Origin of the sequence: Streptomyces sp. NPDC102406, assembly GCF_044765725.1 — a bacterium.
Taxonomy (GTDB): domain Bacteria; phylum Actinomycetota; class Actinomycetes; order Streptomycetales; family Streptomycetaceae; genus Streptomyces.
This window is the reverse complement of sequence record NZ_JBIWKP010000016.1, coordinates 62,592-82,077: the sequence shown is the minus strand read 5'-3', so window position 1 is coordinate 82,077 and position 19,486 is coordinate 62,592. Positions and strand designations below refer to the sequence as shown.

At 70.1% G+C, this 19,486-nt stretch carries 16 protein-coding genes and 1 pseudogene; 12 read left to right on the top strand and 5 right to left on the bottom strand.

Annotated elements, in window-relative coordinates; translation table 11 throughout:
* Positions 1-109 precede the first annotated feature (109 nt).
* From ACIRF8_RS35355 to ACIRF8_RS35345, 3 genes are all read left to right on the top strand, one after another.
* Positions 110-331: a hypothetical protein gene (locus ACIRF8_RS35355; RefSeq protein ID WP_404221954.1), complete on the top strand. Its 222-nt coding sequence runs from the start codon at positions 110-112 to the stop codon at positions 329-331.
* Between the two features lie 511 nt (positions 332-842).
* Positions 843-3,731: a carbohydrate-binding protein gene (locus ACIRF8_RS35350; RefSeq protein ID WP_404221952.1), complete on the top strand. Its 2,889-nt coding sequence runs from the start codon at positions 843-845 to the stop codon at positions 3,729-3,731.
* 20 nt (positions 3,732-3,751) lie between these two features.
* Positions 3,752-5,476: a ThuA domain-containing protein gene (locus ACIRF8_RS35345; protein WP_404221950.1), complete on the top strand. Its 1,725-nt coding sequence runs from the start codon at positions 3,752-3,754 to the stop codon at positions 5,474-5,476.
* A gap of 112 nt (positions 5,477-5,588) precedes the next feature.
* Here the strand turns inward: ACIRF8_RS35345 and ACIRF8_RS35340 are convergent, their stop codons facing one another.
* Entirely contained in the window at positions 5,589-6,182 is a 594-nt protein-coding gene (locus ACIRF8_RS35340) for a CGNR zinc finger domain-containing protein (RefSeq protein WP_404221948.1), read from the bottom strand.
* A 92-nt stretch (positions 6,183-6,274) separates the two neighbouring features.
* Here ACIRF8_RS35340 and ACIRF8_RS35335 point away from each other — a divergent pair, with 92 nt between their 5' ends.
* The 5 genes and pseudogenes from ACIRF8_RS35335 to ACIRF8_RS35315 all read left to right on the top strand — a co-directional run bounded on the left by ACIRF8_RS35335 (position 6,275) and on the right by ACIRF8_RS35315 (position 10,942).
* Positions 6,275-7,069, top strand: coding sequence for an MBL fold metallo-hydrolase (locus ACIRF8_RS35335; protein ID WP_404221946.1), 795 nt, complete (start codon positions 6,275-6,277; stop codon positions 7,067-7,069).
* Positions 7,070-7,207: 138 nt separating this feature from the next.
* Positions 7,208-8,297, top strand: a pseudogene (locus ACIRF8_RS35330) (LLM class flavin-dependent oxidoreductase).
* A 169-nt stretch (positions 8,298-8,466) separates the two neighbouring features.
* Positions 8,467-9,456, top strand: coding sequence for an alpha/beta hydrolase (locus tag ACIRF8_RS35325; RefSeq protein WP_404221944.1), 990 nt, complete (start codon positions 8,467-8,469; stop codon positions 9,454-9,456).
* Positions 9,457-9,910: 454 nt separating this feature from the next.
* Positions 9,911-10,450: an ATP-binding protein gene (locus tag ACIRF8_RS35320; protein ID WP_404221942.1), complete on the top strand. Its 540-nt coding sequence runs from the start codon at positions 9,911-9,913 to the stop codon at positions 10,448-10,450.
* Positions 10,451-10,654: 204 nt separating this feature from the next.
* Positions 10,655-10,942: a helix-turn-helix transcriptional regulator gene (locus ACIRF8_RS35315; RefSeq protein ID WP_404221940.1), complete on the top strand. Its 288-nt coding sequence runs from the start codon at positions 10,655-10,657 to the stop codon at positions 10,940-10,942.
* Positions 10,943-11,453: 511 nt separating this feature from the next.
* On the opposite strand, the gene ACIRF8_RS35310 is transcribed toward ACIRF8_RS35315, so the two are convergent.
* Positions 11,454-12,059 carry a hypothetical protein gene (locus ACIRF8_RS35310; protein WP_404221937.1) on the bottom strand — a complete coding sequence of 202 codons (606 nt, stop codon included), beginning with the start codon at positions 12,057-12,059 and terminating at the stop codon, positions 11,454-11,456.
* Between the two features lie 166 nt (positions 12,060-12,225).
* On the bottom strand, positions 12,226-12,672 hold the full coding sequence (locus tag ACIRF8_RS35305) for an anthrone oxygenase family protein (protein ID WP_404221935.1): 447 nt from the start codon (positions 12,670-12,672) through the stop codon (positions 12,226-12,228).
* A 92-nt stretch (positions 12,673-12,764) separates the two neighbouring features.
* On the opposite strand from ACIRF8_RS35305, the gene ACIRF8_RS35300 reads away from it, so the two are divergent.
* Both ACIRF8_RS35300 and ACIRF8_RS35295 read left to right on the top strand, forming a co-directional pair.
* Positions 12,765-13,343 carry a TetR/AcrR family transcriptional regulator gene (locus tag ACIRF8_RS35300; RefSeq protein WP_404221932.1) on the top strand — a complete coding sequence of 193 codons (579 nt, stop codon included), beginning with the start codon at positions 12,765-12,767 and terminating at the stop codon, positions 13,341-13,343.
* A 494-nt stretch (positions 13,344-13,837) separates the two neighbouring features.
* Positions 13,838-14,191 carry a VOC family protein gene (locus ACIRF8_RS35295; protein ID WP_404221930.1) on the top strand — a complete coding sequence of 118 codons (354 nt, stop codon included), beginning with the start codon at positions 13,838-13,840 and terminating at the stop codon, positions 14,189-14,191.
* A gap of 216 nt (positions 14,192-14,407) precedes the next feature.
* Here ACIRF8_RS35295 and ACIRF8_RS35290 read toward each other — a convergent pair whose 3' ends face one another.
* The gene (locus ACIRF8_RS35290) at positions 14,408-15,403 is read right to left on the bottom strand and encodes a glycosyltransferase family 2 protein (RefSeq protein ID WP_404221928.1); all 996 of its coding nucleotides are present in this window, start codon (positions 15,401-15,403) and stop codon (positions 14,408-14,410) included.
* A gap of 85 nt (positions 15,404-15,488) precedes the next feature.
* Here ACIRF8_RS35290 and ACIRF8_RS35285 point away from each other — a divergent pair, with 85 nt between their 5' ends.
* Together ACIRF8_RS35285 and ACIRF8_RS35280 are read left to right on the top strand one after the other, a co-directional pair.
* Entirely contained in the window at positions 15,489-17,417 is a 1,929-nt protein-coding gene (locus tag ACIRF8_RS35285) for a GtrA family protein (protein ID WP_404221926.1), read from the top strand.
* A 66-nt stretch (positions 17,418-17,483) separates the two neighbouring features.
* A complete protein-coding gene (locus ACIRF8_RS35280) occupies positions 17,484-18,197 on the top strand; it encodes an AAA family ATPase (protein WP_404221924.1) in 714 nt (237 codons plus the stop codon).
* Between the two features lie 115 nt (positions 18,198-18,312).
* Here ACIRF8_RS35280 and ACIRF8_RS35275 read toward each other — a convergent pair whose 3' ends face one another.
* Positions 18,313-19,344: an NlpC/P60 family protein gene (locus ACIRF8_RS35275; RefSeq protein ID WP_404221922.1), complete on the bottom strand. Its 1,032-nt coding sequence runs from the start codon at positions 19,342-19,344 to the stop codon at positions 18,313-18,315.
* Positions 19,345-19,486: the final 142 nt, after the last annotated feature.

The following is a 19,486-nucleotide window of genomic DNA, read 5'->3' as shown; positions in this document are numbered from 1 at the left end:
GCGCGTCCGTTTCCCCCCGCCCCGGGTCGGGCAACCCGCCGTCCTCGGTGCCGTACAAGGCACCTCCGCACACTGCCCTGCATCCGCACCACTGCGTACACTTCGCAATATGTTCAAATCCCGCAAAGCCGGATCGGACGACTCCTGGGAAGGGATCGTCACCGGGAAGTCCAGGGGCATGCTCGACGGTGCGAACATGTACCACTTCGTGGAGGTGCGCCGCGCCGACGGTGAGACTCTGAAGGTCCGCGTCGGCCGCCGACTCTGGAAGGCGCTTGCCGTGGGCGATCGGATCGTCAAGCAGCCCGGAAGCGACCCGGCGAAGGGGTAGGTGAAGGGTCGCGAGCATGCTCGACACCGGTGAGATCTGATCACGACGAAGATCGCCCTCACTCAGCCGCCAGCCGCTCCCCTCGCCTTGCAAGCCCTCCCCCGCCTTGCGGGCCTTCCCCGCCGAAGCCTCGCGTACGCGCACGCCTCCACCCACACGCGCGCCCGCACGCGTACAGCCTTGCCGTCGGCCACCTCGGAGCCACCCCCCACAATTTGCGTACGCCCTTGACAAACTAGGGCGCCGTTGCCAGCATGCGCACTTCGCAGGGACCGCTCCGCACAAGATTCTCCGCACGGTTCGACACCGCCCTCAGGTGTGACGGGACATCACCCCGGGCGGCTGCTCTCCCTCACGCGCGCACCCACCAGCACGTGCCATGTCCGCACCTGACGTCCGCACCTGTGACGCCCGCACCCGCCATACCCGAACCAGCCATGTCCGCCTCCGCCATGCCCGTACCTGTCATGCCCGCGTCCAGCGCGCCCCCGCACGGTCAGGAAGGAAGCTCATGTCCGGAAAAGCACGTCGCACGCGCCCCAGACGTACGCAGCTCCGCCCGAGACGCACGCTGCTCCGATGGCTGGTCACCCTCGGTCTGCTCGTGGGTGGCGGTGTCGCGGCCGGGCCCGTGTATGCCCAGCCCCCGACACGGCCTGCCGTGCAGGCGCCCGCCGCCGCCATCCCGGCGGCCGACTATCAGCAAGTGCAACTCGCCGTCGGAGCAGCCGAACTGGGCGAAGCGATGTCACTCGCCGTGCTGCCGGACCGTTCGGTCGTCCATACGGCCCGCGACGGCACGCTCCGGTACACGGACGCGGCCGGAAACACCAAGACGGCCGGCAAGCTCGACGTCTACACCCATGACGAAGAGGGCCTCCAAGGCGTCGCCGCGGACCCCGGTTTCGCGTCGAACCGCTACCTCTACCTGTACTACTCCCCCAAACTCAGCACCCCAGCCGGGGACGCCCCGACCACTGGCAGCGCCGCCGACTTCACGGCGTGGAAGGGGCACCTCAACCTCTCCCGTTTCACCCTGAGGACCGACGGCACGCTCGACACGGCGAGTGAGAAGGTGCTCCTTGAGGTGGGCAACGACCGGGGGCAGTGCTGTCACGTCGGCGGTGACATCGACTTCGACGCCGCCGGGAACCTGTACCTGACCACCGGCGACGACACAAACCCGTTCGACTCCGCCGGGTACGCCCCCATCGACGAACGCGCCGACCGCAACCCGCAGTTCGACGCCCAGCGCAGTTCGGGCAACACCAACGACCTGCGCGGGAAGGTCCTGCGCATCAAGCCGACAGCGGCCGGTGGTTACACCGTCCCGGCCGGGAACCTCTTCGCCCCCGGCACCGCGAAGACGCGTCCCGAGATCTACGCCATGGGCTTCCGCAACCCCTTCCGGATGTCCGTCGACAAGGCAACCGGCATCGTCTATCTCGGGGACTACGGTCCGGACGCCGGTACCACCGACGCCGCCCGGGGCCCCAGTGGGCAGGTCGAGTTCAACCGGATCACCGCCCCGGGGAACTTCGGCTGGCCGTACTGCACCGGCACGAACACCGCCACCGAGACGTACGGCGAGTTCGCCTTCCCGAGCGGTCCCTCCGCCGGCAAGTACACCTGCGCGAGCGGACCGGCCAACAACTCCTTCCGCAACACCGGCCAGGCCACGCTGCCCGCCGCCAGACCCGCCTGGATCCGGTACGCCGGTGACGCGGGGTCACCGCCCGAGTTCGGCAGCGGCTCCGAGTCGCCCATGGGCGGGCCCGTCTACCGCTACGACGCGACTCTCAACTCCGCGGTCAAGTTTCCGCAGTCGCTCGACGGCCGCTTCTTCGCGGGCGAGTACGGCCGCAAGTGGATCAAGGCCATCGAGGTCAAGGCCGACGGTTCGCCGGGCGTGATCGAGGACTTTCCCTGGACCGGTACCCAGGTGATGGACCAGGCCTTCGGACCGGACGGCGCGCTCTACGTCCTGGACTACGGCACCGGCGCCAACAACCAGGCGCTGTACCGCGTCGAGTACCTCGCCGGCAGCAACCGCAACCCGGTGGCCAAGGCCGCGGCCGACAAGGTGTCCGGCGCCGTCCCGCTGACGGTCGCGTTCTCCTCGGCGGGCAGCTCCGACCCGGAGGGCAAGGCGCTGTCGTACTCCTGGAACTTCGGTGACGGCACCACCTCCACCGCCGCCGACCCGAGCCATACGTACACCACAAAGGGCACCTTCCACCCGACCCTCACCGTCAAGGACCCGGAAGGGCTCACCGGGACGGCGAGCCTGGTGGTGACGTCCGGCAACACCGCGCCGACCGTCACTCTCCAAACCCCTGTGGACGGTGCGCTGTTCTCCTTCGGGGACACCGTTCCCTTCCGGGTCACCGCGAGTGATCCCGAGGACGGGACCGTCGACTGCTCCAAGGTCAAGGTCACCTATCTCCTCGGCCACGACCAGCACCGCCACCAGATCACGCAGAGCACCGGCTGCACCGGCGGCATCGCCGTACCGGCCGACGGCGAACACGACAGCGCGGCCAACATCTACGGGGTCTTCGACGCCGAGTACACCGACGGGGCGGGCCTGACCACGCACAGCACCCGCGTCCTCCAGCCACGCCACCGCCAGGGCGAGCACTTCTCCGCCCAGTCCGGCGTCCAGATCGCGGCGCACGGCCCGGCGGAGGGCGGCAACACCGTCGGCTTCACCGACAACGGGGACTGGATCTCCTTCAAGCCGTACGTGCTCGGCAACGCCACCAAGATCACCGCGCGGGTCTCGTCCGGTGGTGCGGGGGGCACCCTCGAAGTGCGCGCCGGATCGGCGACGGGCACCCTGCTCGGCACGGCGACCGTCACACCGACCGGCGGCTGGGAGACCTTCGCGGACGTCAGCGCGAACCTCACCGGAGCACCGGCGGGCACCACCGAACTGTTCCTCGTCTTCAAGGGGCCGACGGGCCAGGGCAACCTCTTCGACCTCGACGCGTTCACCTTCACCACACCGAACACGGGGCAGACCGTCGAAGGAGAGTCGTACACCTCCTCCCTCGGAGTGCAGATCGCCGATCACGCTCCCGCGAGCGGGGGCAAGACGCTCGGCTACATCGAGAACGGCGACTGGGCCGGGTACGCCTCGGTGCCCACCACCGGCACGAAGACCTTCTCCGCCAAGGTCTCCTCGGCCGGGGCCGGCGGCACGATCACCGTCCGCTCCGGTTCCGCCACCGGCCCGGTCCTGGGTTCGGTCGCGGTGTCCGGAACCGGGGGCTGGGAGACGTTCACCACCGTCTCCACCCCGCTGACCGGGACGGCCTCGTCAGGGGCGCTGTTCCTGACCTTCACCGGCGGGGCCGGATCGCTGTTCGACATCGACACGCTCACCCTCACCAAGTGACCGCAAGGAAGGAGGCAAGGATGTTCCAACGGTTACGCACACGCCCGCGGTACGCCGCGGCTGTCGTCGCCCTGGCCCTGGGCGTCGCCGGGTCGCTGCTGAGCCCGGTCCCCCGGGCCCGGGCCGCCGCCGATCCGGCCTACCGGGTGCTCGTCTTCAGCAAAACCGCCGGCTTCCGCCACGACTCCATCCCGGCCGCGACCCAGGCCCTCCGTGACCTGGGAGCCGCGAACAGTTTCACCGTCACCGCCACGGAGGACGCGGGCGCCTTCACCCCGGCGAATCTCGCGGGCTTCAAGGCCGTCGTCTTCCTCTCCACCACCGGCGACGTCCTCGACCCGTCCCAGCAGACGGCCCTCCAGGGCTACGTGGACGGCGGCGGCGGTTTCCTCGGCATCCACGCGGCGGCCGACACCGAGTACGACTGGCCCTACTACCAGCAGCTCGTCGGCGCCTGGTTCAAGAGTCATCCGGCGATCCAGCAGGCCACCGTGCGGACCGAGGACCGCGCCCACGCCGCCACCTCGCATCTGGGCCGCACCTGGAGCCGTACCGACGAGTGGTACAACTACCGCACCGATCCGCGCTCCACCGCCCACGTCCTCCAGAGCCTGGACGAGAGCAGCTACAGCGGTGGCGAGATGGCGGGCGACCATCCGATCACCTGGTGTCATCCGCAGGGCGCGGGCCGCTCCTTCTACACCGGCCTCGGCCACACCCAGGAGTCGTACACCGACCCCGCGTTCCGCGCGCTCCTGCTCGGCGGGATCCGGTACGCGGCCGGTTTCGCGAAGGCCGACTGCCGTGCCGAGACCGGTTACACCCCCTTGTACGACGGCTCCACCGCGGGCTGGTCGCAGGCCGGACCCGGCGGCTTCACCTCCGACGACGCGACCCTCAACGCCCAGGGCGGGATGGGGTTGTACTGGTACCAGGCCAGGCAGTACGCGTCGTACTCGCTCAAGCTGGACTGGCGGATGCCGGGGGACGACAACTCCGGTGTCTTCGTGGGCTTCCCCGCTTCCGGCGACCCCAACTCGGCGATCCAGCAAGGGTACGAGGTCCAGATCGACGCCAGCGACTCAGCGGACCGCACCACCGGCTCCGTGTACGGATTCAAGTCCGCGGATCTCGCTGCCCGCGACAACGCGCTGAACCCGCCGGGCAGTTGGAACACGTACGAGATACGGGTGGAGGGAGAGCGCCTCCAGGTCTTCCTCAACGGCGTGAAGATCAACGACTTCACCAACACGGACCCCGTACGCTCCCTCCAGCAGGGCCACATCGGAATCCAGAACCACGTGGCCGGGGACGACATCTCCTTCCGCAACATCCGCATCAAGGAACTCGGCGGCACCACCCCTTCCACGACCTACGAAGGGGAGGCCTTCACGTCGTCCCAGGGCGTCCAGGCCGCCGACCACTCCCCCGCGAGCGGCGGCCGGACCCTCGGTTACATCGAGAACGGCGACTGGGCGGGCTACGGGCAGGCGTCGCTCACCGGGGCCCGCACCTTCACCGCGCGGGTCTCCTCGGCCGGGGCGGGCGGCACGCTCCAGATCCGCTCGGGCTCCCCGACCGGCCCGGTCGTGGGGACGGTGACCGTGCCGAACACCGGGGGCTGGGAGACCTTCACCACGGTGTCGACCGCCCTGACCGGCACACCGAGCGGGCCGACGTTCCTGACCTTCGGTGGAGGCGCGGGTTCCCTCTTCGACGTCGACACCTTCACGCTCCAGCGGTAGCGAAGAAGGACACCGGCTGCGAGAAGCGTACGTATGCGGGGTGGTGTCCGGACTGGGCGACATCATCCCGACGGCGCCGAGCGCGGCCGGTGTTCCGCCCCTCGCCCGACGCTCACCCGGTCGCGGTGCGGCGGGCGTAGGCGCGGGCGGCTCTGGCCCGGTCGCCGCACCGCGTGGAGCACCACTGGCGGCGGCCGTGCTTGAGGAGGAAGCGGTTGCAGGGCGGGGAGGCGCAGGCGGTCAGGCGGGCGGCGTCGGGTGAGGTGAGCAGATCGGCGGCGTCGGTGGCGATGGCCGCGAGGGCGTGCTCGACGATCGCGGTCGTGGGGTGGGGTGTGGCGCGGTAAGGCCCGTTCTTCTCGTCCCACAGCAGCAGGGACGCCGTCGGGACCCGGGTCATCGCCTCGTTGATCGCGGTGATGGCGGCGGGGAGGGCGGGCTGCTCGGCGACTCGGGAGGCCAGGAGCGACCTGATCTGCTCGCGCAGTGAGCGCAGTTGCGTCGCGCACACCTCCGCCAGACCGGCACCGTCCGGAGCGAGACCGCGCCGGGCCAGCCACTGTTCGGCCTTGGCCGGGCTGCCGAGGAGGTCGGCCGTGTGTCCGCCCGGCAGTGCGACGGCGCTGTTGGCCAGGGCCAGGGCGGGGTGCTCCGCCTCACCCGGCGCCGACGGCGGGGCGACTTCTTCGCTCACGAACTCTTCCATGCTTCTCATGGTACGGCTTGCCTCCATCCGTGAGGCACGCGTACAGTCCAACTCACGGTTAACAAGTCGCCTATCCGTGAGGAACTTCTTTCATGTCTTCCCCGATCCTGCGCACCGACCCGTTCCCCGTCCGCGTCTTCGGCGGCCCGACCGCCCTCTTCGACTACGGTGGCCTGCGCTTTCTCACCGACCCGACCTTCGACGGCCCCGGCGACCACCCGGCGCCCGGCAAGGTGCTGACCAAGACGGCGGCACCGGCCGGCAGCCCGGCCGACCTCGGCCGCGTCGACGTGGTCCTGCTCTCGCACGACGAGCACGCCGACAACCTCGACACCTCCGGCCGGGCCCTGCTCGCCGACATCCCGCTGACCCTCACCACCCCGGGGGGTGAGGAGCGTCTCGGGAAGGCGGCCACCGGCCTCGCCGACTGGCAGTCGGTCGAGCTCGAGCGCCGCGACGGCGGGCCCGGCGCGGTCACCGTGACCGGCGTGCCCGCCCTCCACGGCCCCGGCCCGCGCGAGGAGGTCGAGCCGATCACCGGCCAGGTCGTCGGCTTCGTCCTGACCGGCCAGGACCTGCCCACCGTCTACGTCAGCGGCGACAACGCCTCTCTGGACGCGGTCAAGGACATCGCCGCGCGCTTCGCCCCGGTCGACACGGCCCTCCTCTTCGCCGGAGCGCCCCGCTTCACCGAGATCTTCGACGGCGAGGTGCTCGTCCTGGACAGCGCTCAGGCCGCCGAGGCCACGAAGATCCTCCGGGCAGGCCGGGTCGTACCCGTCCACTACGACAGTTGGGCCCACTTCACCGAGGGCGGCGACGAGCTCGCCGCCGCCTTCGCCGCCGCCGGGCTCTCCGACCGCCTCGACTTCGGCGTCCGCGGCTGACCCCGCCCACGCACGACACGTACGCCGGACACTGCCGGGCACCGACCGAGAGGGACCTGCCGCGACTGTCGCCCGGCGCCTCCCGCCTCCCCGCCGCCTCGCGACGCGGCGACCCCGGCATCGAAGGACCGCACCACCATGACCGCCCCGATCCGCGGCACCCGCCTCGGCTCGGCTCCCGCCGCCCTGTCCGTGCTCGACTCCGCCATGACCGGCACCGGACAGAGCGCCACGGAGGCGCTGACCGGCAGCATCCAACTCGCCCGGTTCGCCGAACGGCCCGGCTTCACCCGCTACTGGGTGAACGAGCACCACGCCATGCCCGGCGCCTCCACCTCCAGCCCGCCCGTCCTGCTGTCGCGGCTGACCGCGGAGGCCAGCAGGCTGCGGCTCGGCGCGGGCCCATCATGCTGCCGAATCACCCGCCGCTCGCCGTCGCCGAACAGTTCGGCATGCTGGACACCCTCACCCCCGGCCGCATCGACCTGGGTCTGGGCCGCGCCCCCGGAACCGACCCCGGCACCGCCGCCGCCCTGCGCCGCGGCGCGAGCGACACCGAGGACTTCCCTCAGCAGGTCGCCGAGCTGCCGCACTTCCTCGGCGACGACTTCCCCGTCGACCATCCCTATCCCTACGCCGACCGCGTCCACGCCGTTCCCGGGCCCGCTCAGGACCGGCTCAACGGCCTGACTTCGACCCCCGGCCGCCTGCCGGTGTGGCTGCTCGGCTCGTCCGGCCACTCGGCGCAGCTCGCCGCTTTGCTCGGCCTGCCGTTCGCCTTCACCGCGCACTTCAACCCGCGCGAGGTGGTGGCCGCCCTGCGCCTGTACCGCGAGCGGTTCACGCCGTCCGAAACGCTGGCCGAGCCGTACGCGCTGGTCAGCTTCACCGTCGCGGCATCGGACGACGCGGTGGAGGCCCGCCGCCAGGCCGCCACTCTCGCGCACGCCATGCTCCGCATGTTCCAGTGCAGGTCGTACCGGATGCCGTCCCCTGAGGAAGTGGACACCCACCCCTACGAGGCCGAGGAACGCCACACCGTCGAAAGCTGGCCGAGTCACGTCCCGCACGGCACCCCCGAGCAGGTCAGCGCCGACCTCGACCAGGTGCAGCGGGACTCCGGCGCCGACGAGCTCATGATCGGCAGCGTCGGCCACTCCGTACAGGCCCGCCTGCGCTCCACCAATTGATCGCCGACGCCTACGGCATGCCCGGCATCCCGCGCTGACGCCGCCCGTCCACCGACGCGGACCACGCTTCACCCGAAGCCTCTGATCCTTGGGGCATCCGGCTCCCACAGCCCTCTTGCCAAGCTGGCAAGAGGGCTTCGTGCGGCGTGTTCGCACGGCACATGATCGGCGCTCCCGGTCCGTCCGAGCAGAACCCAGGAAACGCCCATGCCCGCCGCAACGCCGCCCATCGACGCCGAACTCGCCTCGACAGTCGACCTCGACGCACTGCGTATCGACCTGACCCATGAGTTCATCAAGAAGCAGCGCGCCGCCGCCGCGCCGTCCTCACCCCTTGACGACCTGCGCGCGAACGGCGCCTTCAGCATCGACGAGTACACGGCCTCCACCGCACGGAGCACGGCCGACGTGCCACTCCTGGTGTGTCGGCCCGCCGGGGCCGTAGGCCGCCTGCCCGTGCTGTTCTACCTGCACGGCGGCGGGATGGTGATGGGCCACGCGCGGCAGAACCTCGACTACGTCCTTGAGTTGGCCCAGGAAGTGCGCGCCGCTGTGATCTCCGTCGAGTACCGGCTCGCTCCGGAGCACCCCCATCCGGCCGCGTTGGAGGACTGCCTGACCGGGCTGACGTGGGCGGCGACGCACGCGATGGATCTCGCCATCGATCCTGAGCGGATCGTCCTCCTCGGGCTGAGCGGTGGTGGAGCCCTCGCCGGGGGTCTGTCGCTGTTCCTGCGCGATCACCTCGACCTGCGACCCGTGGGGCAGATGCTGGTCTGCCCGATGCTCGACGACCGCAACGACACCCCGTCGGCGGCGCAGCTCGCCCACCTCGGCGGCTGGAACCCGGCGACGAACGCCGCCGCCTGGAACCACGTGCTCGGTGGACGCGCCGGGGCGCCCGACATCCCCTCCTACGCCGCCCCTGCCAGGGCCGAGGACGTCTCCGGGCTGCCGCCGACCTATCTGGAGGTGGGCGCCGTCGAGATGCTGCGCGACGAGGTGGTCACGTTCGCCGACCGGATCTGGAGGGCCTGCGGCGACGCCGAACTCCACGTGTTCCCGGGCGGTTTCCACGGCTTCGACTTCTTCGTCCCCACCGCCCGGCTGTCCCGCGACGCGCGTACCGCCCGGCTCAACTGGCTGCGCCGTACGCTCGCGGCACCGCGGCGGCGAACTGGGGGCTCCGCCGGTTGAGTCGCGGGGCCCTCCCGGAGCGGCGCCACGTGTTCCCACGCGTGGGCGCACCCCGGCTAGCGTCCGACGTCCCCGCGGCGTCGGACGCTCGCGTTGCGCCGGAGGTCCGCTCCGGGTCCTGGCCATCTTTTCGGCTGTCCTCGTCCCGCCCGACTCGACGCTCTTCGCCACCCTGTCGGCGCCGACCGCGACCTCTCCCGGGCGTACGCGACTGCCGGCGGGAGGCGCGGCACGGCGGCTGGACTCCTAGGCGACGCTGATGTGGCCGGCTCTCGGACGCCTGGCAGAATGCACCTTCGTCCGGCCTCGATCGCGCGGTGTGGCGCAGCAGCCTCCGTCCGGCGGGCCGGGCGGTCGAAAGCCGGGGTCCCGCCCCGGGTGTGTGTGGGCGGCGCCGGGGTATCCGCAGGCGGACAGCCGCCCTGAGGTGGCCAGCACAACGAAAGAGCCCTACATGATCATCCCGCTTAGGAAGCAGGCGGCAGATGAGCGGGGCACAGGTGAGCACGCCACGCTGCACTCCAGCGTGGCGTGGGACAGCGGCACGGCCAGCGCCGCCGACGCGCGCCGTGTACTACGCGCCTTCCTCACCCGCGCCCCGCAGGTCGACTGTGCTCCTGCCGCAGCCCAGTCGGCGTTGGACGCGGAGCTCGTCGTCAGCGAGCTCATCACGAACGCCATCCGGCACGCCCCCGGCCCGTGCGGGCTGATCCTGCACCTGTCGGCGGGGCGGCTGGCCATCACCGTGTGGGACACCTCCCCCGGCGAGCCGGTGATGCAGAGCCACGATCCGCGCCGTGCGGGCGGCCACGGGTTGCGTCTGGTGTACGCCGTCAGCGACCACGTCGGCGTCACACCGAAGGCCGGGGGGAAACAGGTCACCGCGCACCTTCCCCTCACCGGCCACCAGGACACCAGCACGGTCGACAAGGCCGTTGTGAACTCCCTGGCGGCCGAGGCCCCGCATAATCCGCCGCCTGTGGCCATGACGTAACGCCGGACCCGCCCGGCTCGGAACGACAGCCCGGCCGTGGGGACGGCGAGCCGCTCCCCGGGGCCGTGGCGTGTCCGGCTCGATGCTCCGCCGCTCTTGGTCCGCGCGTCCCCGTCCGTGCGCGACGATAGGCGAGGAGTCTTTCCGGTAACGACTTACGGGGGTCCTCGGTGGGGTATGTACGGGCGCAGAGGAGTTGAGATCATGGTCAGCGAGGGCCGAGGATGGACGTTTCTGACGAATCACGCACGGGTTCTGCTGGCCATCGCCCATGATCCGACCGCGCAACTGCGCCAGATAGCCGCCTTCTGCCAGATCACCGAGCGCACGGTCCAGGCGATCGTGGCCGATCTGGAGCAGGCCGGCTATCTGCGCCGCCACCGGGTGGGGCGGCGCAACCAGTACACGCTCGACCTGGACAGACCCTTGCGCCATCCCGCGGGCGCCGGGCTCCCGGTACGCGCGCTGCTGGACCTCTTCCCGGGCGGTTGACCTCCCTCGGAGCCTGCGGCCGACCGCGCCGTACCGCCGCTTCCCCACCCTCGCGCCGAAGCTACGGGCACCAGGTATTACCGGTTCCACCATGCGCTCATCGACCAGAGGTGAGGCGCTGTGCACCGGCGGCCCGTAACCCCATGGCCCGCATCATCGACGGGCTGGCGCTTGGCCGCGACAAGGCTCCGGATCAGCCGCCCGCACCCACAAGGGACCCCGATCGGGCGACGTATCGGAAACGCCGTCAAAGGCATCCCGCACGGTCCGCGACCCGGCTTCTACGGAGCTGGGCGCGCTACCGCGCGCCCTCGGACACGCCCCCGCCCCGCGCAGCGACGTGACGTCTGCGCGGGGCGGGTCGGTCTTGATCTGATCGTTGGAGGCTCTCAGAGCTTGAGCCGCACGCCGCGGAGGATGGCGTGGAGGACGAGATCTTCCCGCCTGGACCGGAACTGCCCTCGGCCCCTCATACGTCTTCCCCGCCCCATCCACCGCCTACCGTCGGCCGTCAGCTCAGCTTGTTCACCGCTGTGGCAGTGGTCTTCTTGAAGTCGGCGACCGGCGCGTTCGTGAAGTCGCCCATCTCGCCCCACTTCACGACGGTGACGACGGTGCCCTTGCGCCCGACGGAGAACAGGTTGATGTCGGTGGCGCCCCAGGTGGTCGTGGTGTTGATCCCGTAGACATCGGCACCGTCACCGACGTTGAGCTTGCCGTAGAACCTCTCGGTAGCGGTCACGTCGGGGTCCTGGGTGACCAGGTCGTGCGGGCAGTCGGACATGTGCTTCCGCAGCAGTGCCGCGAAATCCTTGGCGCGCTGCACGCTGCGCTCGACCACGGTCACCTGGAGCGCCTGCGTGTCGTAGTCGGTGCGGAAGGCGCGGTGCACGGACGTCGACGGCAGGGCGTCGCCCACGCACATCGGCAGCGGGTCCGGCTGCCCGGCGGTGATGGGGCCCGCCACCCACGCGGACTGCGGGTGGGGCGGCAGTTCGGACGCCGCGAGGAACCGCGGTTCGGCGGCGGCTGCCGCCGGAGTCGTCGCGGCGGCGGCGCCCGCCACGGCCGCGATCGCGGCCAGCGCCATCGTTCCCTTGCGCAGGTGTGTGTTCATCGTGGTGATCCCCCATGTAGGTCGATGTTCACTCCCTATGACCCCCACCCCCGGGCAGTCGTTGCCCTGGTTTCTGTCACAGGGCTGTCACCGTGACGCGTCGGAGGGTGAGGGGACGAAGAACGGCGGCCAGGACGGTGCCGCTGCACAGTGCCCGCCCGCGAGGTCAGGCGAGGGCGGCGACCAGCAGGGTGAAGGCGGCGATGAGTACGGCGACACGTACGTAGTGATAGCGCTCCCAGCGGTTCAACTGCTCCTTCCAGTCGGCGGGCCGGTTCTCCGGGGTCCATGTCTTGTTCCGGTTGTTGATGGGGACGAGCAGGAGCACCGACATGATCACGCTCAGGATCAGCAGTCCGGCGGCGGTGACGACGAGCCCGGCGCCGGAGTCGTCCCATCCGGCGATGGCCCAGCCCGCGGCGAGTACGACCGAGCCGATGTACCAGAACGGCATGACGGCGCCGAGCATGCGGCCCCCGTGCGCGCGGCCGAGCTGGCCGGCGTCGCCGGGGAGGGCGTCGAAGATCCGGTTCATGACGAAGGCGACGGAGAACTCCACCCCCACCATCAGACCGACGACCACCGTGGTGACGACCTCAAGTGTGTCGAGCATGACGAACCCCTCCAGAAATCTAGTGCCGCTAGGCGTTAGCGCGACGCTAGACCTACTGCCGCTCCCTTGTCTAGCAGTGCTAGGGTCGAAGCATGTCGGTAAAGGAACGCAAGGAGCGTGAGCGGGCGGCCCGCGAGCGCCTCATCGTGAAGACGGCCCGGGAACTCGCCGAACAGCAGGGATGGGACGCGGTCACCACGCGCCGGCTCGCCGAGAGCATCGAGTACAGCCAGCCCGTCCTCTACAGCCACTTCCGCGGCAAACGGGAGATCATCGGCGCCGTCGCCCTCCAAGGCGCCTCCGAACTGGCCGTGACGCTGCGCGCCGCGACCGCCGCCGCGGACGGCCCGCGCGAGCGGGTAGCCGCCCTCGCCCGCTGCTACCTGGACTTCGCCGAGCGCAACCCCGCGGTCTACGACGCCCTCTTCCAGCTCGACGGCGGACTCGCGTACGCGCGGGAGGACACCCCGGAACCGCTCAAGGACGCGTTCGCCGCCCTGCTGGAGAGCCTCGGCGAGGTTGCCGGGGACGGCGTCTCCCCCGGACTGTTCACCGAGACGTTCTGGGCGGCCCTGCACGGCCTCGCGACCCTCACACGGTCGGGACGGCTCCCTCCGCAGGACACCGAGCGGAGGGTGCAACTGCTGGTGGACCGCCTCGCCGTCCTCTGACACACCGATCCCGGCCGGTACGCCGCCGGGATCCTCGTGCCCTGCCGGCTGTGCCGACCAATCCGGACTGCCCCGCGAGCCGCACACGACCGCTGTCTCCCAGCGAGCGGACCAGGTGCGGCGTTCCTACGATGAGGTCTGCGGCGAGGAGCGTGCCAGGAACGGAGCACGACCACCATGGGCGAGCACACCGCCGCCGCCTACAACTGCACCGCCGCGGTCGACTACCTCCAGGCGGTCCACCATCGCGCCGCATGGGTCGAGGCCGCCCTGCCCACATTCCGCCGCGGCGCCGGTGGCGCTCCTCACCGGCGTCCGCCTCCACGCCCATGTCGCCCACGACCACCTCACCGGAGCACCGGAGCACTCCAGAACCGCGAGAACGGTTAGACCAGTTGGAACCGTTACGAGGCGCCCCGCGATCGATCCGGATGGAAGCGGGTGATTGGTGGATTGCTGGGTCCGCCCGACCGCCGTCCTGGCAGGATGGCGGCATGGAACATGTACTCGGAATCGGTGGCTACTTCGTGCGGGCTGCCGACCCGAAGACCTTGAACGCGTGGTACCGCGACTGCCTGGGCCTGGAATCCGACGAGCACGGCTTGTGGCGTCAGCCGGCCGGGCCGACGGTGTTCGCGACGTTCGAGTCCGAGACCGACTACTTCGGGTCCCGCTCTCAGCAGACCATGCTCAACTTCCGGGTGCGCGACCTGGATGCGATGCTCGCGCAGCTACGTGCCAAGGGAGCGGACGTGTCCGAGGAGATCCAGGACATGGAAGGTGTCGGCCGGTTCGGCTGGGTCACCGATCCCGAGGGCAACCGCGTCGAACTGTGGCAGCCCGCCTGACCGAGGCTTGACCGAGGGGCGGAGTGCTGGGGAGCGGTGCGGGATCGGGCGCCGCAACGCCCGTACGGATCATGGCGGCGTGCGCGATACACCGGCGGTTCCGTTGCCCGGCGGTGGTGACCCGCGCGGTGCCGGACGCGGCACTGCCAGCCCCTCGACCAGGTCACCGATATGAGCGGTCCGCCGCACAACGGCCCCGCCGTCCGGTCGGCTTCTTCAGGCGGCCGCTCCCGGGCGCCCGGCCCTGGCTGCGGTGTTCTGGAGCAGTGCCGTGGGCACGTAATCCGCGCTGCGGGACGGCGCCGGGTACTGGAGGTGGACGAGGCGGGTCTGTTCCTGCCGCATGTACATGAAGGATTCCAGGATGTACCCGACGAGCAGCACGAGAACCGCGATGATCATGATGGAGGCGGCCAGCACCGCGGTCGGGACGCGCGGTACGACTCCGGTGCGGGCGAACTCTACGACCACCGGGAGGCCGAGGGCGAGGGAGACGGCGGCGAGCAGGCCGGCGATGACGGAGTGGAACAGGGCGGGGCGCTGACGGCGCGCGAGTCCCAGGATCAGTTTGAGGATGCGCCAGCCGTCGCGGTAGGTGCGCAGTTTGCTGGCGCTGCCGGTCGGGCGGTCCTTGAACCCGACCTCGATCTCGGCGGTGGGCAGGCGCAGGCTGAGCGCGTGGACGGTCATCTCGGTCTCGGTCTCGAACTCCCGCGACAGGGCCGGGAAGGACTTGATGTAGCGGCGGGAGAAGACGCGGTAGCCGCTGAGCATGTCGCTGACGTCGTTGCCGAACAGCGTCTGCACGGCTCCGGTGAGTACCTTGTTGCCGACCGCGTGACCTGCCCGGTAGGCGGTGTCCACCGTTTGACGCCGGGCGCCGACCACCTGGTCGTAGGGGCCTGAGAAGAGCAGGTCGACCATTTCCCGGGCGCGCGAGGCGTCGTAGGTGTCGTCGCCGTCGATGATCAGGAGCGCGTCGGCCTCGACGTCCGCGAAGGCGCGGCGTATGACGTTGCCTTTGCCCTTGCGCGGTTCGTGGCGCACGATCGCTCCGGCCTTGAGCGCTTCGGTGACGGTGCCGTCCGTGGAGGCGTTGTCGTACACGTAGATGACTGCCTCGGGCAGGGCTGCGCGCAGGTCGCGGACGACCTTCCCGATCGCCGTCTCCTCGTTGTGGCAGGGCACGACACATGCGACCGTCGGGCTCATGGGCGGGGTTCCCTTCGCGTACGATTCACCATTGATGATTATGTCCGATTCACCCCTTTTCTTCGACTTCGCTTAGGTTCATAGAGTGCTGGAGCAGGCAACGCGGGTCCTGCGGGTCCCTGAGTGGGTGCGGAACATCTGGCGGGAGGTCGCGGCCTTCGGTGTGGTCGGCGCGGTCGCCTTCGTGGTGGAGTTCGCCGCGTTCAACGTCCTCATCTCGACAGCGCCGTTCTCCCGCGCGCCCGTCGCCGCGTCCGCCCTGGCCACAGGGCTCGCGATGGCGGTCGGTTGGCTGGGGAACCGGCACTGGACCTACCGGGACGACAAGCGGAGCGTGGCCCGACGCGAGGTGACCTGGTTCCTCGGCGTCAACCTGGCCGGGCTCGCCATCACCGCCGCCCCGGTCTACGTCTCGCACGCATTGCTCGGCCTGCACTCACCGTGGAGCGACAACGCGGCCCGCCTCATCGGCTGGGCGGCGGCGACGGTGCTGCGGTTCGCCGTGTACCGCACACGTGTGTTCGCGGGACCGGGACGGGAGGGAGCCACCCCACTGCCGGGACCTGGACAGCATCCGGTCGCACCGAGCACCCGCCGTCAGCGCTGGCCGTGGTGGCTGGCAGCCGTCGCCGTGTGCTGCGGCTATGCCGTGGGCGCCGTCTTCCACCCGGGGTACCTCAGCCCGGACAGTGCCGACCAGCTCCAGCAGGCGCTGCGGGAAAGGCCGGTGACCGACTGGCATCCGCCCGTGATGGTGTTGCTGTGGCGGGCGCTGATCCACCTCACCGGCGCCATGTCCGCGATGGCCGCGCTACAGGTGGCCATCCTGTGGGGATCGCTCTGGGTGCTCGCGGTGACGGTATGGCGCAGAACCGGCAGCCGGGGTCTCTCCCTCACCGTCCTCGCCCTCGGTCTCGCACCGCACATCGTGAACCTGACGGGCGTGGTGTGGAAGGACGTCCACATGGCGTACGCGCTGCTCGCGGCCTGCGCCGTCGCGCTCGCCGCGCGCGAGTTGCCGAAAGACTCGCGCGGCGGCGCCCGCTGGGCGTTGCTCACCCTGGGCGTGGTGTTTCTCGCCTACGCCGTGCTCGTCCGCAAGAACGGCATTCTCGCCGTCGCCCCCGTCCTCGTACTTCTGGTGCTCGCGATGTGGCCCGCGCCGGGCAACCGTCGTCGTCGGCTCGCCGCCACGGGCCTGTTCGTCGCGGTCACCGTTGTCGGGAGTGTCGTGGTGTCCGCCGGTACCGCGCCCGTGGCCACCCGCCAGTACGCGCAGATCCCGCTGGACGACCTCGTCCATGTCCTCACCCCGGACCAGGTGCGCGCCGCCGCCCGACAGGCCGGCGCGAGCCGGAACTTCCAGGACCGGTTGGTCACCGCCGCCGAGACATGCCGTAACCGGCGCGTCACCAGCGACGCCTACTTCCGCTGCTACCCGCGCGAACCATCGCTCGGCGCCACGGAACTCGGCAGTCAAGCCTCCGTACTCGTCCGGATGTGGGCCCACGAGATGCCCGCCCATGGGACGGGCTACGCGAAATACCGGCTGCGGGTCTTCTCCAAACTGCTTTTCCAGAGCAACCAGGCCTTCCAGAACGGCACGACCAACGCCGCCCGGGACATCCCCCCGGTAGCGAGCGCGCCGGTCGACGAGGAACTCAAATCCGTGCTCCAGAACTATGTGACCGGGTTCGTGCGCGACGTCCCCTTCCTCTTCCAGGGATGGTTCTGGCTGGCTTTCTGCCTGGTGTTCGCGCTGCGCCGCCGCTGGTCGGGCCCCTACGCCCGGGAGATCCGACTGCTCGCGGCCAGCGGCGCCCTGTACATCCTCGCCTACCTGCCCACCGCTCCCGAGTCCAACTACCGCTACGTGTACTGGCCCGCCCTCGCCGCGTCCCTGGCACTCCTCCTCGCCCTGGCCGCGTTCGCCACACGGCGCGACGGGGCGCGACGCGGGCCCGGCGTGGACGAAGCTGCCCCCGACGCCCCGGCAGGGCAACCACAGGCATGAGGCCGTACCCCGCCTTGGAGGCCCTGGGGGACGCCTACGCCTTCCGTGTCCGGCGACACTGGTCACATGATCATCGAACGCGCCTACGCCCATCTCTCCTCGTACGACGAGGAGGCCTGGCCCTGGTCCGTGCCCTCCGTCCGCCAACTGATCGCGGAGGGGCTGCGATTCACCACGCCGGTGACGTTCCTGGTCGGCGAGAACGGATCGGGGAAGTCGACCCTGGTCGAGGCGCTGGCGGAGGGGTTCGGCCTGGACTCCTACGGCGGCTCCCACGACTGGCGCTACGCATCCCCGCGCGGCAAGTCGGTCCTCGGCGAGCTGATGAAGTTCGACGCAGCTTCGGGACGCGGACGCCGTATGGCCACCAGTTGGTCGGCCCGCAAGGGCTTCTTCCTGCGCGCCGAGACCGCGCTGGACGCACTGGACAGGGAAGGGTTCTCGCCGGACCGCGTCAGCCACGGTGAAGGCTTCCTCGCGGCGTTCCGCGGGAAGTTTCTGCACACCGGGCTCTACATCCTCGACGAGCCGGAGGCCGCGCTCTCGTTCTCCTCATGCCTTGAGCTCATCGGGCACATCGACCGCTTGGCCAAGGAGGGAAGCCAGGTCATCTGCGCCACACACTCCCCCTTGCTGACCGCGCTGCCAGGCGCGGACATCATCGAACTCGGCGACCACGGCATGCGGAGGGCCGCCTGGCACGAGCTGGGCGTGGTGGATCACTGGCGCCGCTACCTCGCCGACCCGCACACATATCTGCGCCACATCGTCGAACCGTAGGCGCGCCGTCTCCGCATCGGGGGAGACTCCACTCTCAAGGTTGCAGCGAGCGAGCGCCGTACGCTGCGACGGGCCTGATCCCGGGCGCCTTCGCCACGACACCCGGGGGCCTCGATCAACCCGTGACGCGGACACCGAACTGGAAGCTGCCGATCGTGCTCATCGACTCGTAGCGCACCGAAGCACCGGGGTACGGCGCATGCAACACCTGGCCGTTGCCCGCGTAGAGGCCGACGTGCTCGGTGTTGTTGAAGAAGACCAGATCGCCGGGCTTGAGGGCGCTCATACCGATGTGGGGGCCCTCGTTGACCTGCGTGTACGTGACCCGCGATATCTGCACCCCGGCCTGCCCGTACGCCCACTGCGTGAGGCCCGAGCAGTCATAGGAGTTGGGGCCCGTACCGCCGCGCATATACGGCTTGCCCAACTGGGAGGCAGCCGCGTTCAGGGCGGCGGCACCGAACGAAGAAGCCGCCACCTCCTTGCCGAGGTCGACGCGGCCCGCCGAGGAACGGCTGGCCCGCGTTTCCGCGTCGGCCATTTCCTGGCGCTCGGCATCGGTCAGCGTGTTCAGCAGCTTCTGCGCTTTACTCAGCTTGTCCTGGATCTCGGTCTTCTTCTTGCCGAGCTCCGTGCGGGTGTCGGCGAGGTCCGCGAGCTTCTCCGTGGCCTCCGCGCGCTTCTGGGCCAACTCACGCTGCTTCGCCTGCACCTCCTTCAACGACTCCAACTGCTGCGCGGAGAGCGAGTCGAGCGTGGAGGCCCTGTCGAGGTAGTCGTCCGGGTCGGCGGAGAGGAAAAGCTGCACCGACGCGTCGATGCCACCGGAACGGTACTGCTCGCTGGCCATCGCCCCGATGCCGGTACGCAGTTCGTTGAGCTCTTCCTGCTCGCGGGCGACCTTGTCCTGGAGCCCGTCGATCTCCTTCTCCAGCTTCTTCTGCTTCTCCTTCGCCCCGTCGTACTGGTTGGTGGCTCGCTCCGCCTCCTCGTAGAGCTTGTCGACCTTCGCCTTGACCTCGCTCTTCGTGGGCTTGGGGGCCGCGTTGGCGGCTTGGGAAGCAAGAGCCACGGCAGCGGTGGCGGTCGCGGTGAGCACGGTCACGCGGGCGCGGCTCGGCTGCTTGGGTCGACGGTGGGACGCCACGAAGAGGGGCTCCTTCTTCGTCCAGCCGCCCGCAGTCGTCAGTGGGCGGTGTCCTCCGCCGTCACTCACCCATGTGAGTGATCTTGAGCGGAGGTTCGAAGGCTGACCTTAGTGACCTTCCCGTGACCATTTCAAAGCCTCA